This window comes from Streptomyces sp. AC550_RSS872 (assembly GCF_019049285.1).
In the GTDB taxonomy this organism is placed as follows: Bacteria; Actinomycetota; Actinomycetes; order Streptomycetales; family Streptomycetaceae; genus Streptomyces.
In genome coordinates this window covers 56,030-82,333 of record NZ_JAGMUL010000045.1, presented here as the reverse complement: position 1 = coordinate 82,333, position 26,304 = coordinate 56,030, and the positions used below count along the sequence as shown (strand labels likewise).

Sequence of the window (26,304 nt, the reverse complement as noted above, 5' to 3'; positions counted from 1 at the left end):
GTGAGGAGTCGCACCATGCGCAAGAACCGTCTCAGACTCGTCGGCGCCCTCGCCGCACTCCTGGTTGCCGCCGGGATCGGCGCGGGCCCGCCCGCCCAGGCACGGCACGAGCCGCCCACCCTCGCCGACCTCGCCCAGCGCCACGGCCGCTACTTCGGCAGCGCGACCGACAACCCCGAGCTCGTCGACGAGCCCTACAAGGCGCTCCTCGGCAGCGAGTTCGACCAGATCACCCCGGGGAACGGCATGAAGTGGTACGCCACCGAGCCGCAGCAGGGCGTGTTCGACTTCTCCCAGGGCGACGAGATCGTGAACCTCGCCCGCGCCCATCACCAGAAGGTGCGCGGCCACACCCTCGTCTGGCACAGCCAGCTGCCGGACTGGCTCACCGGCCGCGAGTGGACGGCGCCCGAGCTGCGGGCCGTACTGAAGAAGCACATCCAGACCGAGGTACGGCACTACCGGGGCAAGGTCTTCGCCTGGGACGTCGTCAACGAGGCCTTCAACGAGGACGGCACCTACCGAGAGTCGGTCTTCTACAAGACGCTCGGTCCCGGCTACATCGCCGACGCCCTGCGCTGGGCCCACCAGGCCGACCCGAAGGCCAGGCTCTACCTCAACGACTACAACGTCGAGGCGATCGGCCCCAAGAGCGACGCCTACTACAAGCTGGCCAAGGAGCTGAAGGCACAGGGCGTCCCGCTGCACGGCTTCGGCCTGCAGACCCATCTGGCGCTCCAGTACGGCTATCCGACCACCCTGGAGGACAACCTCCGCCGCTTCTCCCGGCTCGGCCTCGACACGGCGCTCACCGAGGTCGACGTACGGATGCAGCTGCCCGCGACCGAGGAGAAGCTCGCCCAGCAGGCCGACTGGTACCGGGACATGACCGAGGCCTGTCTGGCGGTGCGGCGGTGCGTGGGGATCACGATCTGGGACTACACGGACAAGTACAGCTGGATCCCGGCGTTCTTCCCGGGCGAGGGCGCGGCTCTCCCGTGGGACGAACAGCTGCGTCCGAAGCCGGCGTACTTCGCACTGACGGAAGCGCTGAAGTAGCTCCCCGCTACGGTGAGTGACCATCTCCCGTCACACGTGGGGGCCGGCTCGCAGTCAGGTTCTGCGACCGGCCCCTGGGAGTACTCCGGGCGTTCGTCACTCCGCCCGGTGGCGCTATGCGGCGGTCATCACCTTTCCGGTGCCCAGCGGACGGTGCGGGGCGATGATCTGGCCGTCCGGCAGGAGCTCACCGGTGTCCTCGAAGAGGAGAACACCGTTGCACAGCAGGCTCCACCCCTGCTCCGGGTGGTGCGCCACGAGACGGGCGGATTCCCGGTCGGCGGAGTCGGCTGAGGGGCACGGTGGCTGGTGCTGGCACATGGAAGGGATCTTTCGCTCTGTTGTGATGTGTGAGGTGACTGTCGTGTCCGTAGTGACGGTCGTGTCTGTCGCGCGGCGTGAAGCTTCGTTCATGGCCGGCCCCCGTTGTGATTAGTCGGTCGGAACCCAGTGTTGCCCCACGGGCGTCGATCCGCAGGGATTTCGCAGCACCGCTTTCTCACAGGTTGATGACGCGTCGCCGCCGCGGACGGTTCATCCCAACTCCACTGTCACTTCGGATGGTTTCCAGTGGTCGGATAGGGCTAGTCCGGGTGGCCCGGAGGCCGCGAGAAGCTCGTTCGAGCGTATTGTCGCTCGCACGAGCGAAACCATTGCGTGTGTGCGTGGCTCGATTTCCTGTTGTCCGATACGAGCCTAATCCCGGTGGCGGACAGCGGCGCACCCCGCCGCCCGGACGGAACGGGGCGGCGGGGTACGCGGGCGCTCGCGCGGTGCGCTGTCAGGCGGGCGAACCGAGCAGCGGAGGCAGGGGCGGCAGCGGGGCCGGCGTCGCCCGGTGGGTCAGCACCGGGAGCAGCTCGGCGACCCGGAGCGGCAGGTGGGCCGCGATGCCGGGCGGGGCCGGGGCCAGCGGTACGAGGATGTCCGTGGCGGCGGGGTGGCCGGTGGCGCCGTCCGCGGTGCAGTCGCCATGCAGCCACAGCGTGAGCATGTACAGGCCGGGGAACGACAGCAGGCGCGGCTGGTAGGGCTGTGCGATCGTCTCGGCCTGCTGGAGCGCCCGCTCGGTGGACGCGATGTAGGGCCCCTCGAAGAAGTGTGAGAAGGCCCAGCCGTCCGGGGTCAGCCGGGTCTCGGCCGCGGCCACCGCGCGTTCCCCGCAGCGGATCAGAAAGCGCCAGCCGGCCAGCCGGGTCGCGGTCACCCCTGCCGGGGTGATCTCGTCCAGGACGTGCACGGGCAGCGGGAGTTCGGGTGTGGCGGGTCCCTGGGCGGCGCGCAGGGAGGGCGTTCGGGCCTCACTTACCGCGGTGGGCGAGCCGAGGGCGGTGAGGACGGAGCGAAGTGCGGGCGCGGGAGCCGGGGGAACATGCAGCGGCATGGTGGGTCGCCTCTCATTCGGAGAGCCGGTGGCGCGAGGGCGTGGCGGGGGCGGACGGCGCTGTCTGCTCACGGAGGTCAGAGAGGCGGGGCCGGGTCGGGAAGCGCGAGGGGGGTGAGTGGGGCCTGCCGTACGTCACGTGACGACAGGTCCTGGGACCGTGGGCGCCAACCCTCTGCCTTGATTGCGGAGTTTATACGACGAGTGTTCAGACGATGTTTCATCTAGCCGATATCGGTGCACCCGGCAAGGGTTCATTCGGCCGGTGATATGCGGGAATCATCCTGATTGCCGGCCGATCATACGGCGATGACCTCGAAAAACACCCCGGGCGCGGACGGCCAATTCTCGTCGGCGTTTTTCACGAGTTCGTAAGGAGTCCGCAACTGCGGAGTGCCGCATGCCTGGCGAATGTGCCGCCGGTCACGTCCGACAGACTAGCGGGCGCCGGGCCGAAGCGGGACGTTATCGATCGCTTCGGCTGGGCATCATCCCACCTGACCCGGGAGACGGGCGGCCTGATCCGCCGGGCGGGCCCAGGGCCCGCCCATCCGAGGAGGGAAGCTTCGATGGGGGAGAAGGTCGTGGCAGGTCGGTTCGATCTGTCCGATCGCCAGCACTACCGCGAGAAGCTGCGGCGGTGTCTGACGGGCCTGGAGCGGCTGCTGGAGGAGAAGCGGTTCGACCGCCCCAAGAACCTCATGGGGCTGGAGATCGAATTGAACCTCACCGGTGCCGACGGCATGCCGAAAATGCTGAACATGCAGGTGCTGGAGCGGATCGCGAGCCGCGATTTCCAAACAGAACTCGCCATGTTCAATCTGGAAGTCAACATAGCCCCACACCGGCTCCAGGGTCGGGTATTCGACCAGCTCGCGGAGGAACTCCGTACATCATTGGCATATGCCGACCGAAAAGCCGGTGAGCTCGACGCGGGAATCGTGATGATCGGCATTCTGCCGACACTCGACCGGGACGACCTGGTCTCCTCGAACCTCTCCGCCGTCGACCGCTACACCCTTCTCAACGACCAGATCGTGGCCGCACGCGGCGAGGACTTCACCCTCGACATCGACGGCGTGGAGCACCTGACCTGCACCTCCGGCTCCATCGCCCCCGAGGCCGCCTGCACCTCCGTACAGCTGCACCTCCAGGTCACCCCGGGCCGCTTCGCCGACGTCTGGAACGCCGCCCAGGCGGTCGCCGCCGCGCAGGTCGCCGTGGGTGCCAACTCGCCGTTCCTGTTCGGACGCGAGCTGTGGCGGGAGTCGCGCCCGCCGCTGTTCCAGCAGTCCACCGACACCCGCCCGCCCGAGCTCCAGGCCCAGGGCGTACGGCCGCGCACCTGGTTCGGGGAGCGGTGGATCACCTCGGCGTTCGACCTCTTCGAGGAGAACCTGCGGTTCTTCCCGGCCCTGCTGCCGATCTGTGACGACGAGGACCCGCTCGAGGTCATCGACGCCGGCGGCACCCCGACGCTCGCCGAACTCGTCCTGCACAACGGCACCGTCTACCGCTGGAACCGGCCCGTCTACGGCGTCGCCGACGGCGTCCCGCACCTGCGCGTCGAGAACCGCGTCCTGCCCGCAGGGCCGACCGTCACGGACGTCATCGCCAACACGGCCTTCTACTACGGCGTCGTCCGCGCCCTCGCCGAGGAGTCACGGCCCGTGTGGACCCGGCTCCCCTTCGAGGCGGCCGCCGCCAACTTCGACGCGGCGTGCAGGCACGGCATCGACGCGCGGCTGCGCTGGCCCCGGCGTGGACGGTACGGCGGGACGACCGAGGTCGACGCGGTGAGCCTCGTACGCGACGAACTGCTGCCGCTGGCCGAGGTCGGCCTGGAGGCGTGGGGCGTGGAGCGCGCCGACCGTGACTTCTACCTGGGCGTCATCGAGGAGCGGTGCCGCAGGCGGATGAACGGTGCGTCCTGGCAGGCGGCCACCTTCCACCAGGCCCTGGAGGCGGGCCTGACCAGGGACGCGGCCCTGGCGGCCACGACCCGCCGCTACCGCGAGCTCATGCACCGCGGCGATCCGGTCCACACCTGGCCGGTCGGCTTGCTGGAGCCGGTGCCGCTGGGGTGACGGCCGACGCGTGGGCGGTACGCAGGGGGTGCCGAGCCTCGTGCCGCACCGTCGCGTCGAGGGGGTCGATGTCACCCGGCCCATACTGATCGGGCAAGCTGTGACGTCCCATGACGGTGGTGCCCCTCCCTGTCGCGGATGAGGCGGAATTACTCACTGGAGGCAGGTGTGCAGGGCGAGGCAGGCCCCATGGCCGAATCTTTTCCGCATGAGCGGCCCTCGCGACGGATCCTCCGTGATGAGACGCTGCTCGTACTGGGCCTTTCGCTCGGTGCGAGCGGCGTGTCCGCCCTGATCAGCTTTGTCGGCTCGGTCACCAAACCGGGCGGCCTCAAGGACCAGGCGGCCACGCTCAATGCCTCGGCCGCCCCCGGCCGCCCCTGGCTGGATCTCGCGTGGCAGCTCTTCGGAATCACCACGGCACTGATCCCCGTCGCCCTCGTCGCGCACTTCCTGCTGCGTGAGGGGCAGAGCCTGCGCACCCTCGGCTTCGACCGCACCCGCCCCTGGCCGGACCTCGGCCGGGGAGCAGCCGTCGCCGCGGTGATCGGCAGCACCGGAATCGCCTTCTACCTGGCCGCCCGAGGCCTCGGCTTCAACCTCACCGTGGTGCCCGAGGCACTGCCCGACGTGTGGTGGAAGTACCCGGTACTGATCCTGTCGGCGCTTCAGAACGCCATCCTGGAAGAGGTCATCGTCGTCGGCTATCTGCTGCGCCGACTGGGCCAGTTGGGCTGGACGCCCGGCAGCGCGCTGGTGGCCAGCTCCGTACTGCGCGGCTCGTACCACCTATACCAGGGCATCGGCGGCTTCCTCGGCAACATGGCGATGGGCGTGGTGTTCGTCTACCTGTACCGGCGCTGGGGCCGGGTCGGCCCGCTGGTCGTGGCGCACTCCCTGCTCGACATAGGGGCGTTCGTCGGGTACGCGCTGCTGGCCGGGAAGGTCGGGTGGCTGCCGACGGCGTGAGCCGGCTCAGGCGAGCAGCTCCCCCTCGATCACGGTGACCGCGCCGCCGCTCAGCAGCGTGCGGTCGCCGCGCAGCTGCGTGCGGACGCGGCCGGAGCGGGGCGAGGCCTGGAGGCCGGTGAGCTCGGCCCGGGCGAGGCGCTCGGACCAGAAGGGGGCGAGGGCCGTGTGGGCGCTGCCGGTGACCGGGTCCTCGTCAATGCCGATGTTCGGGAAGAAGCAACGGGAGACGAAGTCGTAGCCCCTCGTGGGGTCCTCGGCGCGGGCCGTGGCGATGATGCCGCGTTCGGAGCAGGCGCCGAGGGCGGCGAGGTCGGGGGACAGCGCGTGAACCGTCTTCTCGTCGGTGAGTTCGACGAGCAGGTCCCCGACGTTCGGGCCGGTGTCGAAGGCGACGAGCGGCTCGGCGCCCAGCGCCTGAGCGACCCCGGCCGGGACCTCGACGGGCGTGAGCGGGGCGGTCGGGAAGTCCAGCGTGATCGAGCCGTCCTCGCCGGGCGTGGCGACGAGGACGCCGCTTCGGGTGGCGAACCGCACAGGCCCCAGGTGGGCGCCGGTGCTGTGCAGCACATGGGCCGTGGCGAGCGTGGCGTGCCCGCACATGGCCACCTCGGCGACCGGCGTGAACCACCGCAGCGCCCAGTCGGCCTCCCCGCCTTCGGGCAGCCGGTGCGCGAACGCCGTCTCGGCGTGACTGACCTCCATGGCCACGTTCTGGAGCCAGTCGTCGTCCGGGAAGGCGTCGAGAAGCAGGACCCCGGCCGGGTTTCCGGCGAAGGGACGGTCGGTGAAGGCATCGACGATTCGAATCCGCATGACGCTGACGCTAGGGGTGCGGGGGAGCGGACGGCCAAGGCCAATTCGGGGGTGCTGGACCGCTTTCGGGAGGGGGTACTGGTGCGGGCCGGGGTTCGCCCGTGGCTTTCAGCGCGGTGCGGCGACGGCGTGGCCGATGGCGGAGGCGACGTCATGGGAGACAAGGGTGGGCCGGTAGGAGTCCTGGGCCCAGTCGCGTCCGTTTGCCACCCACACGCTCCGCAGGCCGAGCGCGTCGGCGCCGGCGATGTCGGCGTGCGGTGAGTCGCCGATGACCCATGCGCCGGTCAGGGGGACGCCGACGGATGCGGCCGCCGCCCGGAAGATCTCCGGTTCGGGCTTCTTGCGGCCCACGGCTTCGGAGACGGCCCAGCCCTGGACGAGCCGATCCAGCCCGGTGTTGCGGATCTTCGCCTCCTGCTGGGCGACGCGGCCGTTGGTGACGATCACACACGTCCAGCCGGCGGCCTCGGCTCGTTCCAGCGCCCGGCGGGAGGAGTGCGCCAGGACCACGCGGTCGGCGCCGCCGGTGTCGAGCAGGGAGCGGATGGCGGTGTCCGGCACCGCGCTCCCGTATCGGGCGGCCATGGCCGCGGCCAGCCGGCGTCGCGGGGTGTAGCCGCCGGCGTCCGTGGCCGTCACCCAGCCGAGGTCGGAGGCGGGCAGGCCGTGGCCGGCAAGGAAGCCGGCGGCGGCGTCCCGGAACGCCGCGTCCCGGTCGACGAGGGTGTTGTCGAGGTCCAGCAGCAGGAGCGGCATGGCGGCAGTAGAGCACGGGGGAGGGGCGTCGGGTGTCCTGTGACAGTGAAGTTTGACTGTTGTCAGCGAAGTTTGACCGCCAACCATCCCGTGCTGCCAAAGGCGGTCGCTGCGGCTGTGGCCTGGGGACCGCGGAAGCGCCGGTGCGTCAGCGGCAGACTCAGTATGGTCGGCTCATGGCAGCCGACATCGAGCACTTAGCGACACAGATACGTGATCTGCATGCCGCATTCGACAGTAGCGAGTGGGAGCCGAGTCCAACTGAGCACGCCTGTGCCATCCGCATCCTGGAAGCGGTCGCCGCGCGTCCTCTTGGTGAGGCGATCGTCCAAGGTATGCGGCCTGTGACTCCCGGCGGAAGCCTGGCCGAGGACTCCCGTCTTGCGCCCGCTGCGGTCTCCTGTGCTGTCTACTTTCGGCGTTCGGCAGACCCGTTCTCTGCGGCTGGTGAACAGGTTCAAGGCGATTTTCTCGATCTGCTTCGGAAGATCACGGGCCGTCCAGGGGAAGGCGCGGTGGTCGTAGGACGTCGGTGACGGTCACGAGCAGGCGGGTGGCCGTCTCTTCTGCGGTGAGTGCTGTTTTCCGTTGCCGGTATGCCTTCTGGCGGCAGCGCTGTGAGCATGTCCGTCGTTGTTCCTGGCAGTGCCCTGGTGGTAGCGATCCTCCGCAGGTCTCGCAGGGTCTTGATGATGCCGTGGGCGCCGGTTCGGGTGACTGCGGTGGTGCGGGCTTCGGTGCCGGCGGTGTCACCGGCGGTGGAGAAGGTGGGTTCGAAGGAGGCTGCTTGAGCTGTTGGCGACGTGCTCGCTGGCGGCATCGGTCTGAGCATGTCCGGCGTGCTGCTGAGAACATCGGGCCGTCGCAGACCGGGCAGACGCGTGGTCTGGATGGATCGGCTGAGTCTGCCTCGGCCAACCACTTTTCTTCGTGTTTGCGGTAGTTGGCCCGTCGGCAGGTGGATGAACACAGGCGATAACGCTGTCCGGGCTGGATCTTCATGCTCTTGCCGCACTCTCTGCAGGGAGCTTTCTGCACTGGAGCGCGAGGGTGCCGTTTCCGGTATGCCTTCTCGCGGCAGGCCTGGGAACAGCGCAGGGCCTGGCGGCCGATGACGTCCGAGGGCGGTATCTCCGCGTCGCACTCCAGGCAGCGCCTCGTTTCCAGGGTGGTCAGCAGCCTCTCCGGGTCGCGGCCGGTCGCGGCGGCCAGCCGTGTCCAGCTGGGAAGACCGAGATGCTCGGGCGGTTCGCAGAGGTAGGTCCGCAGGTAGCGGGGCGGAAGATGGTTGGCGTGGGCCAGGCGGACGATGAAGGACCGGATGCCTTCGCCGGACCGGGGCCGGACCTGGAAGGGCAGGACGCGGACGTTCTCGTGGGTCATCGGGAGGACCTGGGCCCGCGGAAGTGAGGCGATTCGGCGGCGACGTCCAGCGGGACGGCCTTCAGCCCGGCTTTGGTGATCTTCTCGGTGCCGTTGAAGATCGCGTCGATCGCGGCCCCGCGGATCTGGTGGGAGAGGGCACCGATCATGCCGCCGGTGCGGTCGTGCAGGTAGCGGTCCAGTCTCGCCAGGGTGCTGGGCCGGTGCCGCCGCAGGGCAAGGGTCTTCTCCATGGTGGCGACCAGGCCCCGCCACTCACTGTTGTAAGGGAAGGGGCGGGTGGGGATCAGGGTGAAACGGCCGGCGATCTGGGCTCCGCGGGTGCCCGTCAACAGGCTGCCGTGCTCGATGTCGATGCCCGCGTAGATGAACGTCGCGGGGATCCGCTCGGAGAAGTACTTGAGGGTGTCGGCGACTTCGGCGCCGTGCTGGGTGGTGAGCGAGATGTTGTGGAGTTCGTCGACCAGGATCATGCCGGTGCGGGCATCGGTGCAGACACCGACGACGGACTCGATGAGGTCGGTGATGTTCATGCGGGCCATCACCGGCAGCCCCAGGAAACGGGCGAACTCGGCCGCGATCATGCGGGGTGTCGCGGCGGGCGGGACGGTGATGTAGATGACCGGCTTGCGATCCGTGGCGGTGGGGTGCCGGGCCCGGTCCAGCAGCTCGTGAGACAGGCCGAGCTGGGTGATTGCGATGGTCTTCCCGGTGCCGGCGGGGCCGGAGACGATCAGGCCGCGGCGTGCACTGATCGCATGCCGGTTCAGCACGACCAGGCGGCGGCCGGTGGCGACGGTGTGCCGGACGACGGAGGTGGCGACCACCAGCAGACGGCCGTGATGGTCAAGACGGGCCTCGTCGAAGGCCGCCTGGCCGGCCTCGCCCAGCGCGTCGTACTGAGCGTCGGTCAGCCGGGGCGGCGGACCCGGCGGTCCTTCGACGAACCGGCGCCAGCCGTCGATCGTGGTCAGGTGCCGCTGGGAGTCCTGAGGCAGAGCGGACGATGCCGTCATGAGCGCTTGCAGGGGTCTTCCATCGGGTCGAACAGTCCGAGCGGGATCACCTCGGCCACCGACTCCTCGCTCTCGTCCGCTTCGCCCTCCGGCTCCGCCTGAGCAACGGCAACGGACGCCGGAGTAAGCGGACCTGCGGCTTTCGTGCGGGCCACCACCCGCCGGTCGCGCTTGCCGGGCTTGGGACCGGGCTCGCTCTGCGGGCCGCCGTGGGCCCGGGTGAGCAGGGCGGCGACCGCATCGGCGATCTCCGCCTCGGTGGCGCGGGGCAGCTGGTGGCTGACGTGGTCCCAGGCCAGGTCACCGAAGGGGACCGGTGCCCGGTTCAGGTGCTTCCAGGTGGCCGGGACCCACTCGTTGTCACCGCGGTGGTTGCGTACCCAGATCCGGGAGACGTCGTAGGGGTCGCGATGGACCTCCCAGAGGCCGCGTTTCGCCCGGACCCCGGAGTTCTGGCGGCGCATCGGCCCCAACGCCCGGCTGTCGTAGGTGCGGTTCTTGATCCGGATGCCGTAGTCGTTGACCACCCGCCATTCCGCGGGCAGGAGTTCGACGTAGTCGTCGCCGCTGAGTGCGACCGGGACGTAGCCGCAGGCCTCCACCAAGGCGGCGTACTTCTCGTTCGGCGTGAACAGCCGGCCCGGGTGGACCGGATCGCGCAGACCGTCGTGCTTGCGGTTCTGCCACTTCGCGACGATCCACTCATCCAGAAGCTCCTGCAATTCCAGCAGAGACCACACCCGTTCGCGTTCCAGGTGTCGGCCGCGGTGGTCGCTGCTGCGGCCGGTGTAGGTGGGCAGGAACTGCGCGAACAGCGTGGCCACCGAGCCCAGCATCTTCTCGATATGCCCCTTCTCGAAGGGCGAGCCCTGATGGGCCGGCTGCACTTCGATCTCCAGGAACCGGCAGGAGGAGACGAAGTTGCGGGAGAGGAAAGCCTTGCCGTGGTCGCAGACGATGACCTCCGGGACGATCACCGGTCGGGCCGCCGCATGGGCCAGCCGCTCGTCCAGAGCCAGCAGCCTGCGGTGCGGCAGCACCGAGCGGGACATCCTGAGCGCGTCCGACCAGCCCGGCCGCATCAGCTCGGGAGTGACGGTGCGAGCCAGCAGCACGCTGGCATCCACAGCTTTCGTGGTCGGCCGCAGCACCGCCGCGGTCAGTGTCCTGGTCGCGACATCGATCATGGCGGTGAGCTCGACTCTGCCCGTGACGCCGTTGTCGAGCAGGACCAGCACATCCAGCGGCGTGGAGCCGATCTGCATGACCTCGCCCGGTGCGAACACCGGCAGTTCCCCGTGCGGCGTCGTGGCCCCGTGGGCCCTGGACCGGCGGGTCACCGCCGAGCCGGACGTGTGAGTGCCCGAAGTCAGCTTCGCCAGCAGCCGGTAGAGCGTCCGCTGCGAGGGAAGCCCGATTCCCTGCCCACCAGGTGCTTCCTTGAGGATCTCGCCGGTCCGCCACAAAATGAACGTCCCCGTGCGGGTCGAGGCGTCCACCGCTTCCTTGATCGCTTGCCGCATCGCGGCCACCACCGCATCGTCGACCTCTCCGAACTCGGCCGTCCTGCGGACCGGCCGGTGATCGGCCAGACCCAGCACCCCGCGTTCCTGGTAGCGACGCCGACGGTGGGCGACCGTACTGGCAGAGACCTTGTGACCAGCGGCGGTCAGCTCAGCGGCCTTCGCCCGTTGCCGGGCGGTCAAGGACCGTCCGGCCTGTACTCAGGCCGGACCGCCGTGCCGGGCTCCGCTTCGGGCGGCAGCCCGTGCAGCACCTCCAGAATGTGGATCTCCCACCACAGAGCCCTCTCCACCTCCCGGACGGGAAACGCCTCTAGCAGCGAGACCGCCGGCAACGGCATCCGAACCGGGCTGTCCACGACCTCGAAATCGGCCGCCGCGAACAACTCGAGCAACGGCACGACCCGATACCGCTCTTCGCCCTCCGCCAGCGTCACTGCCTGGGCGGCAACGGCGAGCACCCCGCGGATCCGGCCCTCGAACCGCACCCGGTCACCGACCGCGACCCGCCCCGGCCGCGTCATCCTGCCCATGCCGCCCGCCCTTCGGCCCAAACGAGACTGTCCGCCCCCAGCACCGCGGACTCCAGGTCCGTGCCCAGCCGCCCGGACCACAGCAGATGAAACAGCACCGGCAGGACCTGCAGCCGGTCGCCCACCCGCCCGGCTCCCGACCACAACGGAAGCGGCTCCTCGAAGACCTCCACCAGCGAGGCCGCCACCCCCTCCGGGCGCCCCGAGCGGGTCCGCCGGTAGCGGGCCAGCCAGCGCATGTTCGCCATGAACACCGGCTCGGGCGTGCCCATCCACGCAAACTCCCAGCCCACCGCCTCACAGGCCCGACGCGTCGCTGCGAACGCCTCCCCGGTCCGCTCGTCCAGCCGGTCCGCGGACCGGACATCGACCACCCTGGCCCGCCCGTCAGCAAGGCGTACGAAGTAGTCAGGCGCATGGCGACGCTGTTCCGGACCGCCCTGCCAGTGCAACCAGAAGGGCTGTGAGGCGATCCCGACCACCTCCGGATCACGGTCCAGCAAGATCAGGCAGTCTCGCTCCAGCCACGACTCGTAGCCCACGTGGCTGCTGGTCGTCGCCGCGAAGTACCAGCCCGGGAAGCTCTCTCCGCCCTTTGCCCACCGGAACTCACGTACCGGCTGAACGCCCTCGAACCGCGTACTCCACAACTGGCCCAACGGCCCGCGGCAACGCTCACCAGACTCAAGAAAGTCCAGTTCAAAGGCGGATAACGATGGATCTCCGTACGCATGAGCCGGTGCCCCCACCACGCCTCCAACCGCAACGGTCAAAGTTCGGTGGCAGGAACGTACCGGTGGTCAAAGTTCAGTGGCAATCGAACGAGATTCGCTGTCACAGGACAGGCGTCGGGCGTCGGTGGGCCTTGTCAGGCGAACTGTTCCGATATATCGTTGAGGCATCGCGACAGATCAACGATGGAATGGAGTGATTGCGATGCGTTCCCATGGATTCGAGCGTGGGCATGGTGGACACGGGCACCACGGCCGAGGCGGTTTCGAAGGCCTCCGCGGTGCGTTCGGGCCCTTCGGGCCGGGCGGACCCGGTGGTGGTTTCGGTGGGCCTGGATTCGGGCCCGGCCCCTGGGGGCCGAAGGGCGGCCGGGGTGGACCGCGAGGGAGGGCGCGGCGCGGTGACGTACGCGCCTCGATCCTCGCCCTGTTGAAGGACCGCCCCATGCACGGCTACGAGATGATCCAGGAGATCGCCGAGCGCAGTGGCGGGGCCTGGAAGCCCAGCCCCGGCTCGGTGTACCCCACCCTCCAACTGCTGGAGGACGAGGGGCTGATCGTCAGTGAGAGCGAAGGCGGCAAGAAGCTGTTCTCGCTCACGGAGTCGGGCCGCGAGGCGGCCGAGGCCGGGCCCGAGGCGCCCTGGGAGGAAGCCTCCCGTGGTGTCGACTGGGAGGCCCTCGGCGAGATCCGGCAGGCCGGATTCGGTCTGATGGAGGCCTTCGGGCAGGTCTGGAAGACGGGCAGCAAGGAGCAGCGCGAGAAGGCGCTCACCGTCATCAACGACGCCCGCAAGAGGCTGTACCTCATCCTCGCCGATGAGGACTGAGCCGGTCCGGCGGCCCGTCCGTCCTGAGTGAAGGCGCCCCGTGGCCTGAACCGCGGGGCGCCTTCGTGTTGACGTTCTGGTGTGTGCGGCCAGGACGCGTTCGGGGTGTGCGCTGGGGCCAGAAGGTGCGCCGAGGGCGCTCAGGTCACCAGGCCCGCCAGCTTGCGCAGTGACTCGTTCAGTGCCGCCGTGGCCGAGTCCTTGAGCTTGCCCGCCATCAGCGACACGGCCGCGCCCGTGAACTCCCCGTCGATACGGGCCGTCGTGGCGCCCCCGCCGTCGCCGTCCGGCGTCAGCGTGTAGCGCGTGGCCACGGTCACCGCCATCGGGCCCTTGCCGCGAATGGCGAGCACCCGCGTCGGCTCCAGTTCCTCGATGGTCCACTCGACCTCGGCCGGGAACCCCATCAGCTTCATGTTCTCCTGGAAGGTCCCGCCCACTTCGAGGGCCGTGGGGCCGCCGCCCGGAAAGCTGGTGTGGGTCGCGTTCCACTCGCCGTACGCCGACCAGTCCGTCAGCTGTGCCCAGACCTTCTCGGCCGGTGCCTCGATGCGTGCCTCCGCGCTGACTTCGGCCATGCGACCACCCCTTCGTCTCGGGCTACGGTGTCGCGGAACGTAGTCCTGGGGCCTGGAACATTCAATACTGATGAACCGTCAGAAAATGTGGAGACCTGGGCCCGGCCCACGGATCCAGCGTCCATCGGGGCGGGGCGGGGCGGGGCGGGGCGGGGCGGGCTCGGCTCAGCCCACCATCCGTATCACCGCCGCGTCGAACACGTCCCACGCGCGTGGGAACGCGCTCTCCTCATGGCAGTGCCACGCCTCCCAGAACAGGTCGGCGGGCAGGGCGTCCTCCGGTGCGTAGACGCGGTAGACGTACTGTCTGCCATCGACGGCAGACAAAGACACCAGCCAGCACCTGCGCTCCATGCCCCTCAAAGACGTCAGGGCGGGGCGCCATGGTTGCGCAGAGGGCGTAGGGCGAGGCGGCGCACGCCCCTCGGGGGTGCTCTGCGTGATCTCATCCGTAAGGAGGAGATATCGGCCGACGGAGTCCACTCTCTGTGGGACGCGAAAATGCTTCCTCCCGGGGATGACTCGGCTCGAAGTGGTTGATGGGGTAGGGGATGTGCAACCCCGTACTCCCTGGCGGTCGGCCCAGGAGCAGGACTGTCGGCGCCCGGCCGCCACCGCGGACGATGCCAGGCTCAGCGACGAGCTGGCAGCGGTGGTCTCCGGTGCCCGCCGCCGGGCGGTCAGGGACGGGGACCGGCAGATCGACACGGCCCATTTGCTGCACTCGCTTCTGGAGCACGACCGCGATGTGTACGCCGTCTTCGGCGACGGCCCTCAGATCGCCCGCCTCCTCGGCTATCTCGTGCAACGCACCATCGGCTACGGCCTGCGCTGGCAGGGCACCGTCGAGGACTCCGGCGCCGTACCCGTGATGAGGGACGGCGAGGGCTTCTCCCCGCTGGCGGCGAGCGCGATGGAACACGCCTCCCGACGGGCCGCCCGGCGCGGCGACCCGCAGGCCCATGGCATCGACCTGCTCGCGGCGATCGTGACCGACCCGCAGGCCCGCGCCGTCGAGGTGCTCGCCCGGGCCGGCGTGGACGCGACCACGCTGTACGCGCGGCTCGACGAACGACGTGACGCGTGCGTCGGCGGCGGTGGCGTGGGCGGCGTCGGCGATGGCGTGGGCGGCGGCGACACGGCTCGCTAGGCCGACCTCCCTCGCCCTCGCCGTCCACTCGGCGAGACAGGTGTCATTGGGGGTGACGCTCATGTCGTCGCCTGTCATCATGTGCCGGTGCGTATGTCTGAAAGCAGTGGGGCCGGCCGGGGCAGGGGCGTCGGGCTCGGTCTGGCGATGGGTTCGGCGGTCGCCTTCGGCGGATCCGGGGTCGCGGCCAAGCCGCTGATCGAGGCGGGGCTCGACCCGCTTCACGTGGTGTGGCTGCGCGTGGCCGGCGCGGCCCTCGTGATGCTGCCGCTCGCCGTACGCCATCGGGCGCTGCTGCGTCGCCGGCCCGCCCTGCTCGCCGGGTTCGGACTGCTCGGCGTGGCCGGCGTCCAGGCCTTCTACTTCGCCTCGATATCCCGTATCCCGGTCGGGGTGGCGCTGCTCGTCGAGTATCTCGCCCCGGCGCTGGTCCTCGGCTGGGTGCGGTTCGTGCAGCGACGGCCCGTCACGCCCGCCGCCGCCCTCGGTGTCGTCCTCGCGGTCGGCGGGCTCGCCTGTGTCGTGGAGGTCTGGTCGGGGTTGAGCTTCGACGTGCTCGGCCTGCTCCTCGCGCTCGGCGCCGCCTGCTGCCAGGTCGGCTACTTCGTCCTGTCCGACCAGGGCAGCGACTCCGGTGCCGACGCCCCCGACCCGCTGGGCGTCATCGCGTACGGCCTCCTGGTCGGCGCGGGCGTCCTCACGGTCGTGGCGCGTCCCTGGACGATGGACTGGTCCGTGCTGGGCAGCACGGCGCACATGAACGGCACCCCGGTCGCGGCGCCCCTGCTGCTGTCCTGGATCGTCCTCGTCGCGACGGTCATCGCCTACGTCACCGGCGTCGTCTCCGTACGCCGGCTCTCGCCGCAGGTCGCCGGTGTCGTCGCCTGCCTCGAAGCGGTCATCGCGACCGTCCTCGCCTGGGTCCTGCTCGGCGAACACCTCTCCGCCCCGCAGCTGGTCGGCGGGGTGATCGTCCTGGTCGGTGCCTTCATCGCGCAGTCGTCGGCGCCCGCGAAGGGCTCCCCCGAACCGGTGGCGAGCGGTGGGCCGGAAAGGGATTTGTCCAGCCGCTCGACGCTCGCATAAGGTCCCGAACATGCCTTCGACGCTCGTTCTTCCGCCTCCGGCCGCCTGAGGCGGGCCCTCCGGAACGCCTGCCCGGCCGCACGCCGGGCGGAACGGTGCTGCCCGCAGACGAAGTCCACGGACCCCGCTGAGCCGCGGTCCTTCCAGAACTTCTGCCTGTCTGCGGAGAAGAACTCGTGTCGAACGCTGCTGTCTCCGGCCTGCCCATCGGGCGTGGCCTTCTCTGTCTGATCGTCGCCGGTGCCGCCTGGGGCACCGCGGGCGCCGCCGCCTCCCTGGTCTACCGGGCCAGTGACATGGGGCCGATCGCCCTCTCCTTCTGGCGCTGCGCGGCCGGCTTCGTGCTGCTGCTCGCCGTCCGCCTCCTGCGTCCGCGCCCCCTTCGGGGCACCGGCGTGTCCCAGCCCCTCGGCCGCAAGGCGCTGCGGGCCGGGGTCACGGGCATCGGGCTCGCCGTGTTCCAGACGGCCTACTTCGCTGCCGTCGACGCCACCGGGCTCGCCGTGGGCACCGTCGTCACCCTCGGCGCCGGACCCGTGTTGATCGCGCTCGGCGCCCGGCTGGCCCTGGGCGAGCGGCTCGGGCGTGGCGGCGTCGCGGCCGTGGCCGGTGCGCTCGCCGGGCTCGCCGTGCTGGCCCTCGGCGAGGGCGCGACCGTACGGCCGTGGGGCGTGCTGCTGGCGCTGGTGTCCGCGGCCGCGTACTCCGTGATGACCCTGCTGACCCGCAAGTGGGGTCGCGACGGCGGGGCCGACGCCGCCAGTACGTCCCTCTGGGCCTTCGCGGTGACCAGTCTGAGCCTGCTGCCCTTCGCCCTCGCCGAAGGCCTCGTGCCGCACACGGCCGACCCTGTCCGGCTCGGCTGGCTCCTGATGTACATCGCGGCTGTCCCCACGGCGCTCGCGTACGCCCTCTACTTCGCGGGCGCGGCCGTGGTGCGGTCGGCCACCGTGTCCGTGATCATGCTGCTGGAGCCGGTCAGCGCGGCGGTGCTCGCCGTCGTCCTTCTCGGTGAACACCTGACGACTCCGACCCTCGCGGGCACGCTGCTGATGCTGGGGTCCGTCACGGGGTTGGCTCTGGCGGAGGCACGGGGGACGCAACGGCTGTCGGCGTGACAGGAGCTTTCTGTGGGGGCGCCCGGTTCCTCGCCCCCGCCGCCCCTACCCGTCCCATCCCCAGGGGCTCCGCCCCTTCGACCCCGGGTGCGGGCGGGTGGGGGCTGGTCGCGCCCACGCGGCGGAGCCGTAAACCGACACAGCCCCGCGCCCCTGCTGGGGGCTGCGCCCCGGATCCCGGTTGTTCTTCGGGTGCGGGCGGGTGGGGGCTGGTCGCGCCCACGCGGCGGAGCCGCAAATCGACACAGCCCCGCGCCCCTTCTGGGGGCTTCGCCCCCCAGACCCCCAGGCTCAGGCCGGGCGGCGGCGCAGTATGTGTTCGCGGGCCCCGGGGTCACCCGGGCCCGCCCGCTGGGTCAGGTTCGTCGCGATCCGGTCCTGGACCTCCTTCGTCCGCTTGCCCGCGTACTTGAACTTGGCGCGTACGCCGGTGACTTCGAGACGCAGGCCCCGGATGCCGGACAGCAGGCGGCCGAACGGAGCCTCGTCGAGCGTCACTTCAGCGGAGCCACCCTCGGGCTGGAAGTGGCCGACCTGGCGGTTGAGCAGCTCGGCCTTCTCGGCCGGGTCGTCCACGACCTGGGCCCGGCAGCGGAGTTGGACGGCAGCGTAGAAGCTGGTCGGCACGCCGTGCTCGGGCGGGGTGTCCGGGTCCGCCTGCCAGGGGCCGGGCACATAGACGTAGTCGTCCACCACGCTCAGCACGACCTCGGGGTTCGCCAGCAGCGCGGGCCACATCGGGTTGGGTCGGGCCAGGTGCGTGACGGCCTCGCCGCGCTCGCCGTCGTACGCGAAATGCAGTGGCTGGACGTGCGGCGGTTCGCCGTCCAGGCCGTTGACGACGAGCTGCCCGAAGTCGTGGACGGCCAGCCATCGTTGCCACTCGGCGTCGTCGCGGGGTGCGTCCCAGGGGTGGATCAGCATCACAGGGCCCCGAGGTAGTCGGGGAGCTCGGTACCGGGGGCCAGGCCGGGGTCGGCGACCGGCGCGTCGTACCCCTTGCGCAGCGGGACGAGGCCGGCCCAGTGGGGGAGCGCGAGGTCCTCGGGCTCGTCGTTCACGCCGCCGGTGCGGAGCTTGGCGGAGACCTCGTCGAGGTCGAGGCGGATGACGGCGGTGGCGGCGAGCTCCTTCGTGTTGGCGGGCCGCGAGTCGCGGGACCGGCCCGCCACGACGTGATCGACCAGCGCGTCCAGAGCGACCCGCTTCTCCTCCGGGTCCGTCACGTCGTACGCGGTGCCGTGCACCACCACGGACCGGTAGTTGATCGAGTGGTGGAACGCCGAGCGGGCCAGGATCAGCGCGTCGACATGCGTGACCGTCAGGCACACCGCAAGCCCCGGGTCCGCCTGCCCGGTCATCCGCAGCGGGCGCGAGCCCGTCGAGCCGTGGACATAGAGCGTCTCGCCGACCCGGCCGTACAACGTGGGCAGCACGACCGGCGCGCCGTCGCGGACGAAGCCGAGGTGGCAGACGTAGGCCTCGTCGAGTATCGCGTGCACCAGTTCCTTGTCGTACGACGCCCGGCCAGGGGAGCGGGTCGGGACGGTGCGGCCGGTCGGTGTGTAGGCGGCGGCCGGCGACGTCGACGTTTCGGTCCCTTGCATGACGGTCTCCCTTGCGTTTCTGGTGCGCTCTTGCACTCTGTATTGCACTAGTGCACAATCTACTTTGTGCTAGGAGGATATCGGATCGAAGGGCGACGCGCAGCAGAGATTGCGGCGAGCGTCGAACGCGCGGTGGGTGCCGGCGAGCTGGAGCCAGGTCAACTGCTCCCACCCATGCGGGAGTTGGCGGTCGAGCTCGGTGTGAACCCCAACACGGTCGCGGCCGCCTACCGGATCCTGCGGGAGCGCGGGGTCATCGAGACGGCCGGGCGGCGGGGCAGCCGGGTGCGGCCCAAACCGGCCACGACGGGGCGCGAGTCCATCCGGGTGGACGTACCCGAAGGCGTACGGGACGTGGCGAGCGGCAACCCGGACCCGCTGCTGCTCCCACCGCTGGCCCAGGCGTTCGCGGCGGCCGCCGAGCAGAACGACCGGGAGCCGGTCATGTACGGCGACCCGGCCGTGGAGCCGGAGCTGGCGCGCACCGCGCGGGCCGCCTTCGACGCCGACGGCGTTCCGGACGGACCGATCGCCGTCACCTCGGGCTCGCTCGACATGATCGAGCGCGTCCTCGCGGCCCACCTCAAGCCCGGCGACACCGTCGCCGTCGAGGATCCCGGCTGGGGCAGCCTGCTCGACCTCGTCCCGGCCGTCGGACTGCGGACGGCCCCGGTCGGCGTGGACGACGAGGGTCCGCTCCCGGACGACGTGCGCCGGGCCCTGGAGGCGGGCGCGCGCGCCCTGATCGTCACCGACCGGGCGCAGAATCCGACGGGAGCGGTCGTGAGCGCCGCACGCGCGCGTGCCCTGCGATCCGTGCTGAGGGACCACCCGGACGTCCTGCTCGTCGAGGACGACCACGGCCACGGCATCGTCGACCTCCCCCTGCACACCCTGGCCGGCACCACCCGCACCTGGGCTTTCGTCCGCTCGGCCGCCAAGGCCTATGGCCCCGACCTCCGCCTCGCCGTGTTCACCGGCGACCCCGTCACCGTCGACCGGGTCCGCGGCCGCCAACGCCTCGGCCCCGGCTGGGTCAGCCGCCTCGGCCAGCGTGCCCTGGTCCGGCTGTGGGCCGAGGGTGCCGTCGTCCCGAAGTCGGTGTCAGCCGCGTACGGCACCCGGCGGGACGCCCTGATCGCCGCACTGGCGGACCGGGGCATCACCGCCCATGGCCGGAGCGGCCTGAACGTCTGGGTCCCGGTACCCGACGAGACGGGCGCGGTGGCCCGCCTGCTGCACGCGGGCTGGGCCGTAGCCCCGGGCGCGCGCTTCCGCATGAGCGCGCCGCCTGGGATCCGCATCACCATCGCGACGCTCGCCGCCGACGAGGTTGCCCCGCTGGCGGACGCGGTGGCGACGGCGGTTGGCCCCGCACCGGCGAGGGGCTACGTCTAGAGAGGGACGGGGCGCAGCCAACTGCCTTTGGGGGCGCGGGGAACTGCGCGACCAGCCACATCCGACCGGCAGTCGTCGTCACTCCCTGCCCCCACCTCGCTAGGCGCCCCGCTTCACGTGAGTAGCGGACGCGGTGGCGACGGCGGTTGGCCTCGCACCGGCGAGGGGCTACGTCTGGAAAGAGACGGGGTGCAGCCAACTGCCTTTGGGGGCGCGGGGAACTGCGCGACCAGCCACATCCGACCGGCAGTCGCTGTCACTCCCTGCCCCCACCTCGCTAGGCGCCCCGCTTCACCTGAGTAAGCGCCGCCCCCACAAGAACGACCACCGCCCCGACCGGCGTGGTCCACCGAAGCGACTCCCCGAGCACCACAACCCCCGCAGCCGTCGCGATGACCGGAATGAAGTACGTCACCATCTGCGCCGTCGTCGGCCCCACCTCGGCCACGAGCCCGTACTGAAGCAGCACAGCCAGCCCCGTACCGAGCGCCCCCAACCCCGCGATCGCGAGCAGGGGCAGCACCGGGAAGTTGCTCGGCACGGACGTGAACACCGGTGTCACCACAGCCAGTTGCACCGTCGCCAACAACAACTGCGCCCCCGTGAGCGACAGATGCGACTCACTGGAGCCGGCCAACGTACGGCGAACGTATATCCACCCGATCGGATAGCTCAACGACGCCAGCAGCGCCATCACCGTCCCCGTGGCATCCAGCCCATGAAACCCCTGCCACGCCCCGAGCACCGTCAGCACACCCAGGAACCCGACCCCGAGCCCGGCCACCCTGACCCGCGTCGGCCGGTCCTCCGAGAGCGCGACCAGGGACAGGGCCATGCCCCACAGCGGCGAGGTCGCGTTGCAGATGCCGGCGAGCGTGGAGGGAATCGTCAGCTCGGAGTACGCGAACAACGAGAACGGCAGTGCGTTGAGCAGGAAGGCGGCGACCGTCAGATGCCCCCACGTGCGCGCCCCGCGCGGCAACCGCTCCCGCTTCACCGCCATCGCGGCCGCCAGTACCGCCGTACCGAACACCAGCCGCCCGAGGGTGACCTGGAAGGGGGCGTAGCCATGGGTGCCCACCTTGATCAGCAGAAAGCTGAACCCCCAGATCAGCGAGAGGGTGGCGAAACGCAGACGCCAGTCGAGGCGCGCGCGGGGGCGAGGGCGGGAGTCGGCGAGGGGAGGGGCGGGGGCCGGGGCACGAGAGTCGGTGGCGGTGGTCATGGCAGCAACAATGCGGCACACGACTTCGTAGCACAACCGAGATTTCGCACCCGGTATCTCGTAGTATTGCTTACATGTTGAACCTGGAGCGCCTGCGCACCCTCGACGCCCTCGCCCGCCACGGCTCGGTCAGCGGCGCGGCGGAAGGCCTGCACATCACGACGTCCGCCGTCTCGCAGCAGATGTCCAAGCTGGAGCGCGAGGTCGGCCAGCAACTGCTCGCCAAGAACGGCCGGGGCGTACGGCTCACGGACGCGGGACGACTGCTCGCCGAGCACGCCTCGCGCATCCTGTCGCAGGTCGAGCTGGCCCAGTCCGACCTGGAGGCGCAGCGCGGCAAGGTCGTCGGCGAGCTGAGACTGGCGGCGTTCCCGACCGCCGCGCGCGGGCTGTTCCCGTCCGCGCTCTCCGCCCTGCGTGCCGAGCACCCCGCGCTGCGCGTGCGCTCCTGCGAGCTGGAGCCGGAGAACGGCATCGCCGGGGTGATCCGCGGCGACTTCGACCTGGCCGTCGTGCTCGACTGGTACAACAAGCCGATGGCGCTGCCCGAGGGCCTGGTCAAGGCGCACATCCTGGACGATCCGGCCGACGTGGCGATGCCGGTCGGTCACCGGCTCGCGGACCGCGACGAGGTGGACCTCGCCGAGTTCGCCGAGGACGAGTGGATCACCTGGGGCGAGGGCGAGTTCTGCCACGAGTGGCTGATGTTCACGCTGCGCTCCAAGGGCATCGAGCCCCTTCTCGGCCACCGCGCCCCCGAGACCCACACCCAGCTCGCGCTGGTCGCGGCCGGACTCGGCGTGTGCATCGCGCCGCTGATGGGGCGCCATCCGATGCCCGCGGGGGTGGTGACGGTGCCGTTGAAGCAGCGGGTGCGGCGGCATGTGTACGTCGTCTGGCGCGCCGACGCCGACCGCCGCCCGTCGATCCGGGCGGCGGTGCGGGCGCTGCGCGAAGTGGGGGAGAACGTCTCCTGACGCCGCCTCGGCCTACCGCCTACAGCCTGCCTCCTGCCGCTTACAGCGCTCCCAGCTTCCGGAAGTCCCAGGACACGATCTTCTCCGGCGTCAGCCGCACCCACGCGTGCCGGCCGTCGTGCGGCATCTCGTCCAGGCCGAAGTTCTTGCGCGCGAACAGCGTCTCGGGGACGTCGAGTTCGGCGCGCAGCTCGCCGACGCGAGGGCTCTCGCCCACGAACTCGACGGTGCCGGACAGCTCGACGCCCCGCAGTTGCTCATACTCCTCACCCGTGTCGACCACGATCGCGACCCGCGGATCGCGGCACAGATCGGCCCACCGCTTGCTGCGGACGACCGAGTACAGCCACAGCGAGTTGCCGTCCCAGGCGAACCACAGGGCGCTGACATGCGGAAAGCCATCGGTGGACACCGTGGCGACCCGGCAGGTGCGCTGGGTGGTGAGGAACTCGTCCAGCTCACCGGGCGTCATCATGATCTTCCGGCCCCGGCGCTGAGTGACGGTCATGCGGCCCCCTCTTCTCTCACGTCGTGCCAGAGGAGAGATCCTCTGACATCACGTCAGAAAAGGATGAGTCGTCTTCCCCGCGGAGGCAATGGTGGTTCCGTCCTGACTCGAACGTGGCTACGCTCGCCCGCCCACGCCGCCGTCCGGCCCAGGGGGATCCATGCCGTCGTACGCCGAACTCAGCGAGCTCCTCGACCCCGCGACCACCGTCCTGCTCACCGTCGAATGCCAGGAGGGCGTCGTCGGACAGGACAGCGCACTGCCCGAACTCGCCGCCGAGGCCCGCTCCTCGGGCACCCTCGCCCACATCGCCCGGCTGGTCGCGGCCGCCCACGAGAGCGGCGTCCAGGTGATCCACGCGATCGCCGAACGCCGCGCCGACGGACGGGGGGCGAGCCACAACGCCCGCCTCTTCCGCGCCGCCGAACGGCTCCCCGTCCAGCAGCTGTCCGGCAGCGAGGCGGTCCGCGTGGCGGCGCCGATCGAGGTCGCCGAGGAGGACTTCGTCGTACGCCGTCTGCACGGCCTGTCCCCGATCCAGGGCACCGACGTCGACGCCCTGCTGCGCAACGTCGGCTGCCGCACGCTGATCGTCACCGGCGTCTCGGCCAACGTGGCGATCCCCAACACGGTCTTCGACGCCGTGAACCGGGGTTACGTCGTGGTCGTGCCCCGGGACGCCGTCGCCGGGGTGCCCTCCGACTACACCCCGGCGATGATCCGCCACACCCTCGCCCTGGTCGCCACGGTCGCGACCACGGACGAGGTACTGGACGGCTTCAGGCGTCCGCGTGTCAGGCGAGCGTGATCGAGTCGCCCGCCACGCTGATCTCCTTGGCGGCCAGCGGCTGGGTGGCCGGCCCCTTCTTCACGCTGCCGTCCAGAACGGAGAACTGACTGCCGTGGCAGGCGCAGGACAGGGTGTCCTCCTTGAGGTCGGTCATCGGACAGTTCTGGTGGGTGCAGATCGTCGAGAAGGCCTTGTAGTCGCCCGCCGTCGGCTGCGAGACCACCACCTTCTCGTCGCTGAAGACCTTGCCGCTGCCCTCCGGGATGTCGGCGGTCTTGGCGAGGGCCGCACCGCCGCCGCCCGCCTCCGTGGACGAGCCGCCGCCCGCTTCGGTGCTCGCGCCGCCGCCGGCGGGGGCACCCTGTTCGGTGGCCGAGCCGGACGCGTCGTCGTCCGACCCGCACGCGGTCAGCGCAGCGGCGAGCCCCGCCGCGCCGACCGCCGCCACGACGGTACGGCGGCTCGGGCCCGACACCGGCTGAACTGATTCGCTGGTCATGCTGACGTTCCTTCCGCGGATTCTTGATCTGCCGAGAGGTACGGTCCTTCGGGACCGGCTGTTCAGACGCAGTCGAAATCCTGACCCGGTCCGGCCAGGAGGTGGGTAAAGCGGAGCTGTCGGTTCACTGTCCAGTGCTGTCGATGCGCTGTCGGCGCAAACCTGTCGCAGCCCGCCCGGCCCGTCCCTCGCCCCCGCCTGCGCGCCAGTAACCTGGGGCGATGCTCAAAGAAGTCATCGCGACCCGCTATATCACGCCGCTGCGTGAGGGCGGTTCGCTGCCGGGGCTCGTCGAGGCCGACGACTTCGGGACGTACGTCATGAAGTTCAGCGGCGCCGGACAGGGCCGCAAGACACTGGTCGCCGAGGTCGTCTGCGGTGAACTCGCCCGCAGGCTGGGCTTCCGGGTGCCCCGGCTGGTGACGGTGGAGCTCGACCCCGTGCTCGGGCTCGGCGAACCCGACCAGGAAGTGCAGGGACTCCTCAAGTCCAGCGGCGGCACCAACCTCGGCATGGACTTCCTCTCCGGCGCGCTCGGCTTCGACCCCCTCGCATGCGACGTGAGTGCCGAGGACGCCGGGCGGATCGTCTGGTTCGACGCCCTGGTCAACAACGTCGACCGGTCCTGGCGCAACCCCAACCTGCTGATGTGGCAGGGCGAACCATGGCTCATCGACCACGGCGCCACCATGATCTGGCAGCACAACTGGCCCGGGGCCGGGGCCTCGGCGGCGCGTCCGTACGACGCCTCCGACCATGCCCTCGCCTCCTTCGCACCGGACGTGCGGGCGGCCGCCGCGGAGTTGGCGCCGTTCGTCACCGAGGAACTGCTCGCCGAGGTGACCTCCGAGATCCCGGAGGTCTGGCTGGCGGACGAACCGGGGTTCGCCTCGGCGGACGCGCTGCGCAGGGCGTACGCCCGGCCGCTGGTCGCACGGGCCGCCGTCATCCACGAACGCATCGAGGGGATCAAGTGAGCGAGCGCACGCTGGGGACCCGTTCCCGCGCCCAGGACGTCTTCGAGTACGCGCTGCTGCGGGTCGTCCCGCGCATCGAGCGCGGGGAGTGTCTGAACGCCGGCGTGCTGGTGTACTGCCGCGCCCGCTCCTTCGTCGCCGCACGGACCCACCTGGACGAGGCCAGGCTGCGGGCGCTGGACCCCGACGCCGACGTCGCCGGGGTGCGGGCCGCACTCGGCGCCGTCGAGGGTGTCTGCGCGGGCGGCGAGGCGGCGGGGCAGGCCGCGGGCGACGATCCCGGGCGGCGCTTCCGCTGGCTGGTCGCGCCCCGCTCGACCGTCGTCCAGCCGGGCCCCGTGCACACCGGACTGACCTCCGATCCGGCGGCCGAGGCGGAGCGGTTGCTCGATCTGTTGGTGAAGTGACGGATCAGCTGACGGAACGGGTAATGGATCACATGCCCGCGGTGGCCGTTGACACCGCGTGCCAGGGCTTCTAGCGTCACGTCCATCGAAGGTACTAAGCGGTCGCTCACCCGAGGAGAGTCATCCATGTCCACCACTGAGCAGCGGGTCGCCGTGGTCACCGGCGGAGCGCGCGGCATCGGCGCCGCCACCGCCGTACGACTGGCCGCCGAGGGCCGCGCGGTCGCCGTGATCGACCTCGACGAGGCCGCCTGCAAGGACACCGTGGAGAAGATCACCGCGGCCGGCGGCAAGGCCATCGCGGTCGGCTGCGACGTCTCCGACGAGGCGCAGGTCGAGGCGGCCGTCGCGCGCATCGCCGAGGAGCTCGGCGCCCCGACGATCCTGGTCAACAACGCGGGTGTGCTCCGGGACAACCTGCTGTTCAAGATGAGCGTCGCCGACTGGGACACCGTCATGAACGTCCATCTGCGCGGCGCCTTCCTGATGTCCAAGGCCTGTCAGAAGCACATGGTGGACGCGGGCTTCGGCCGGATCGTCAACCTCTCCTCGTCCTCCGCGCTCGGCAACCGCGGCCAGGTCAACTACTCCGCCGCCAAGGCCGGCCTCCAGGGCTTCACCAAGACCCTCGCCAAGGAGCTCGGCAAGTTCGGTGTCACGGCCAACGCCGTCGCCCCCGGCTTCATCGCCACCGAGATGACCAAGGCCACCGCCGACCGCGTCGGCATGGGCTTCGAGGACTTCAAGGCCGCCGCCGCCACCCAGATCCCGGTGGCCCGCGTCGGTGAGCCCGACGACATCGCCAACGCCATCGCCTTCTTCACCGGCGAGGCGGCCGGATTCGTCTCCGGCCAGGTGCTGTACGTCGCCGGCGGACCGCTCGACTAGGGCTCAG

29 protein-coding genes are annotated in these 26,304 nt (G+C 70.6%); 14 read left to right on the top strand and 15 right to left on the bottom strand.

Annotated elements, in window-relative coordinates; translation table 11 throughout:
• Positions 1-15 precede the first annotated feature (15 nt).
• Positions 16-1,059, top strand: a complete 1,044-nt coding sequence (locus KUM44_RS20560; protein WP_217209660.1) for an endo-1,4-beta-xylanase — start codon at positions 16-18, stop codon at positions 1,057-1,059.
• Positions 1,060-1,173: 114 nt separating this feature from the next.
• On the opposite strand, the gene KUM44_RS20555 is transcribed toward KUM44_RS20560, so the two are convergent.
• Both KUM44_RS20555 and KUM44_RS20550 read right to left on the bottom strand, forming a co-directional pair.
• On the bottom strand, positions 1,174-1,380 hold the full coding sequence (locus KUM44_RS20555; RefSeq protein ID WP_030053671.1) for a DUF5999 family protein: 207 nt from the start codon (positions 1,378-1,380) through the stop codon (positions 1,174-1,176).
• Positions 1,381-1,840: 460 nt separating this feature from the next.
• Positions 1,841-2,443, bottom strand: coding sequence for a hypothetical protein (locus tag KUM44_RS20550; RefSeq protein ID WP_217209659.1), 603 nt, complete (start codon positions 2,441-2,443; stop codon positions 1,841-1,843).
• 569 nt (positions 2,444-3,012) lie between these two features.
• Between KUM44_RS20550 and KUM44_RS20545 the strand changes: the two genes are divergently transcribed.
• Together KUM44_RS20545 and KUM44_RS20540 are read left to right on the top strand one after the other, a co-directional pair.
• Positions 3,013-4,530: a glutamate-cysteine ligase family protein gene (locus KUM44_RS20545; RefSeq protein WP_217209658.1), complete on the top strand. Its 1,518-nt coding sequence runs from the start codon at positions 3,013-3,015 to the stop codon at positions 4,528-4,530.
• Between the two features lie 189 nt (positions 4,531-4,719).
• Entirely contained in the window at positions 4,720-5,499 is a 780-nt protein-coding gene (locus KUM44_RS20540) for a CPBP family intramembrane glutamic endopeptidase (protein WP_254389805.1), read from the top strand.
• Positions 5,500-5,505: 6 nt separating this feature from the next.
• Here KUM44_RS20540 and KUM44_RS20535 read toward each other — a convergent pair whose 3' ends face one another.
• On the bottom strand, positions 5,506-6,315 hold the full coding sequence (locus KUM44_RS20535; protein WP_217209657.1) for a PhzF family phenazine biosynthesis protein: 810 nt from the start codon (positions 6,313-6,315) through the stop codon (positions 5,506-5,508).
• A 108-nt stretch (positions 6,316-6,423) separates the two neighbouring features.
• Entirely contained in the window at positions 6,424-7,074 is a 651-nt protein-coding gene (locus KUM44_RS20530; protein ID WP_217209656.1) for an HAD family hydrolase, read from the bottom strand.
• 176 nt (positions 7,075-7,250) lie between these two features.
• On the opposite strand from KUM44_RS20530, the gene KUM44_RS20525 reads away from it, so the two are divergent.
• Entirely contained in the window at positions 7,251-7,610 is a 360-nt protein-coding gene (locus tag KUM44_RS20525) for a hypothetical protein (protein ID WP_217209655.1), read from the top strand.
• 843 nt (positions 7,611-8,453) lie between these two features.
• On the opposite strand, the gene KUM44_RS20520 is transcribed toward KUM44_RS20525, so the two are convergent.
• The 4 genes from KUM44_RS20520 to KUM44_RS20510 are packed head-to-tail and all read right to left on the bottom strand — an operon-like array spanning position 8,454 to position 12,227.
• Positions 8,454-9,473, bottom strand: a complete 1,020-nt coding sequence (locus KUM44_RS20520) for an AAA family ATPase (RefSeq protein WP_217209653.1) — start codon at positions 9,471-9,473, stop codon at positions 8,454-8,456.
• Complete coding sequence (locus tag KUM44_RS20515; RefSeq protein WP_254389804.1) at positions 9,470-11,179, bottom strand: Mu transposase C-terminal domain-containing protein; 1,710 nt, start codon at positions 11,177-11,179, stop codon at positions 9,470-9,472. The genes KUM44_RS20520 and KUM44_RS20515 overlap by 4 nt, the downstream gene beginning before the upstream one ends.
• Positions 11,176-11,529 carry a hypothetical protein gene (locus KUM44_RS45540; protein ID WP_254389803.1) on the bottom strand — a complete coding sequence of 118 codons (354 nt, stop codon included), beginning with the start codon at positions 11,527-11,529 and terminating at the stop codon, positions 11,176-11,178. Before KUM44_RS45540 ends, KUM44_RS20515 begins: the two co-directional genes overlap by 4 nt.
• Positions 11,517-12,227, bottom strand: coding sequence for a TnsA-like heteromeric transposase endonuclease subunit (locus tag KUM44_RS20510; RefSeq protein ID WP_254389820.1), 711 nt, complete (start codon positions 12,225-12,227; stop codon positions 11,517-11,519). The genes KUM44_RS45540 and KUM44_RS20510 overlap by 13 nt, the downstream gene beginning before the upstream one ends.
• 238 nt (positions 12,228-12,465) lie before the next feature.
• Here KUM44_RS20510 and KUM44_RS20505 point away from each other — a divergent pair, with 238 nt between their 5' ends.
• Positions 12,466-13,089, top strand: coding sequence for a PadR family transcriptional regulator (locus KUM44_RS20505; protein ID WP_217209649.1), 624 nt, complete (start codon positions 12,466-12,468; stop codon positions 13,087-13,089).
• 140 nt (positions 13,090-13,229) lie between these two features.
• On the opposite strand, the gene KUM44_RS20500 is transcribed toward KUM44_RS20505, so the two are convergent.
• Both KUM44_RS20500 and KUM44_RS20495 read right to left on the bottom strand, forming a co-directional pair.
• On the bottom strand, positions 13,230-13,667 hold the full coding sequence (locus KUM44_RS20500; protein ID WP_217209647.1) for an SRPBCC family protein: 438 nt from the start codon (positions 13,665-13,667) through the stop codon (positions 13,230-13,232).
• Positions 13,668-13,832: 165 nt separating this feature from the next.
• On the bottom strand, positions 13,833-14,000 hold the full coding sequence (locus KUM44_RS20495; protein ID WP_308402675.1) for a hypothetical protein: 168 nt from the start codon (positions 13,998-14,000) through the stop codon (positions 13,833-13,835).
• A gap of 220 nt (positions 14,001-14,220) precedes the next feature.
• On the opposite strand from KUM44_RS20495, the gene KUM44_RS20490 reads away from it, so the two are divergent.
• The 3 genes from KUM44_RS20490 to KUM44_RS20480 all read left to right on the top strand — a co-directional run bounded on the left by KUM44_RS20490 (position 14,221) and on the right by KUM44_RS20480 (position 17,021).
• A complete protein-coding gene (locus tag KUM44_RS20490) occupies positions 14,221-14,817 on the top strand; it encodes a Clp protease N-terminal domain-containing protein (RefSeq protein ID WP_308402674.1) in 597 nt (198 codons plus the stop codon).
• Positions 14,818-14,910: 93 nt separating this feature from the next.
• Complete coding sequence (locus KUM44_RS20485) at positions 14,911-15,903, top strand: EamA family transporter (protein WP_254389802.1); 993 nt, start codon at positions 14,911-14,913, stop codon at positions 15,901-15,903.
• Positions 15,904-16,079: 176 nt separating this feature from the next.
• Positions 16,080-17,021: a DMT family transporter gene (locus KUM44_RS20480; RefSeq protein ID WP_217209639.1), complete on the top strand. Its 942-nt coding sequence runs from the start codon at positions 16,080-16,082 to the stop codon at positions 17,019-17,021.
• A 291-nt stretch (positions 17,022-17,312) separates the two neighbouring features.
• Here KUM44_RS20480 and KUM44_RS20475 read toward each other — a convergent pair whose 3' ends face one another.
• Together KUM44_RS20475 and KUM44_RS20470 are read right to left on the bottom strand one after the other, a co-directional pair.
• Positions 17,313-17,945, bottom strand: coding sequence for an FMN-binding negative transcriptional regulator (locus KUM44_RS20475; protein ID WP_217209637.1), 633 nt, complete (start codon positions 17,943-17,945; stop codon positions 17,313-17,315).
• Complete coding sequence (locus KUM44_RS20470; RefSeq protein ID WP_217209635.1) at positions 17,945-18,628, bottom strand: pyridoxamine 5'-phosphate oxidase family protein; 684 nt, start codon at positions 18,626-18,628, stop codon at positions 17,945-17,947. Before KUM44_RS20470 ends, KUM44_RS20475 begins: the two co-directional genes overlap by 1 nt.
• Before the next feature lie 66 nt (positions 18,629-18,694).
• On the opposite strand from KUM44_RS20470, the gene KUM44_RS20465 reads away from it, so the two are divergent.
• On the top strand, positions 18,695-20,026 hold the full coding sequence (locus KUM44_RS20465; protein ID WP_217209633.1) for an aminotransferase class I/II-fold pyridoxal phosphate-dependent enzyme: 1,332 nt from the start codon (positions 18,695-18,697) through the stop codon (positions 20,024-20,026).
• A gap of 277 nt (positions 20,027-20,303) precedes the next feature.
• Here the strand turns inward: KUM44_RS20465 and KUM44_RS20460 are convergent, their stop codons facing one another.
• The gene (locus KUM44_RS20460) at positions 20,304-21,251 is read right to left on the bottom strand and encodes a DMT family transporter (RefSeq protein WP_374202056.1); all 948 of its coding nucleotides are present in this window, start codon (positions 21,249-21,251) and stop codon (positions 20,304-20,306) included.
• Between the two features lie 74 nt (positions 21,252-21,325).
• Between KUM44_RS20460 and KUM44_RS20455 the strand changes: the two genes are divergently transcribed.
• Positions 21,326-22,228, top strand: a complete 903-nt coding sequence (locus KUM44_RS20455) for a LysR family transcriptional regulator (RefSeq protein ID WP_217209631.1) — start codon at positions 21,326-21,328, stop codon at positions 22,226-22,228.
• Between the two features lie 40 nt (positions 22,229-22,268).
• On the opposite strand, the gene KUM44_RS20450 is transcribed toward KUM44_RS20455, so the two are convergent.
• Complete coding sequence (locus tag KUM44_RS20450) at positions 22,269-22,736, bottom strand: pyridoxamine 5'-phosphate oxidase family protein (protein WP_217209630.1); 468 nt, start codon at positions 22,734-22,736, stop codon at positions 22,269-22,271.
• Positions 22,737-22,896: 160 nt separating this feature from the next.
• On the opposite strand from KUM44_RS20450, the gene KUM44_RS20445 reads away from it, so the two are divergent.
• Positions 22,897-23,544, top strand: coding sequence for a cysteine hydrolase (locus KUM44_RS20445; RefSeq protein WP_217209629.1), 648 nt, complete (start codon positions 22,897-22,899; stop codon positions 23,542-23,544).
• On the opposite strand, the gene KUM44_RS20440 is transcribed toward KUM44_RS20445, so the two are convergent.
• On the bottom strand, positions 23,531-24,025 hold the full coding sequence (locus KUM44_RS20440; protein WP_217209627.1) for a Rieske (2Fe-2S) protein: 495 nt from the start codon (positions 24,023-24,025) through the stop codon (positions 23,531-23,533). The two genes, KUM44_RS20445 and KUM44_RS20440, sit on opposite strands and share 14 nt — an antisense overlap.
• Positions 24,026-24,246: 221 nt before the next feature.
• Between KUM44_RS20440 and KUM44_RS20435 the strand changes: the two genes are divergently transcribed.
• The 3 genes from KUM44_RS20435 (at position 24,247) to fabG (ending at position 26,297) form a co-directional block, all read left to right on the top strand.
• Positions 24,247-25,002, top strand: a complete 756-nt coding sequence (locus KUM44_RS20435) for a HipA family kinase (RefSeq protein WP_217209625.1) — start codon at positions 24,247-24,249, stop codon at positions 25,000-25,002.
• Complete coding sequence (locus KUM44_RS20430; protein WP_217209623.1) at positions 24,999-25,409, top strand: DUF3037 domain-containing protein; 411 nt, start codon at positions 24,999-25,001, stop codon at positions 25,407-25,409. The genes KUM44_RS20435 and KUM44_RS20430 overlap by 4 nt, the downstream gene beginning before the upstream one ends.
• A gap of 126 nt (positions 25,410-25,535) precedes the next feature.
• Entirely contained in the window at positions 25,536-26,297 is a 762-nt protein-coding gene (gene fabG / locus KUM44_RS20425; RefSeq protein WP_217209622.1) for a 3-oxoacyl-ACP reductase FabG, read from the top strand.
• Positions 26,298-26,304 lie beyond the last annotated feature (7 nt).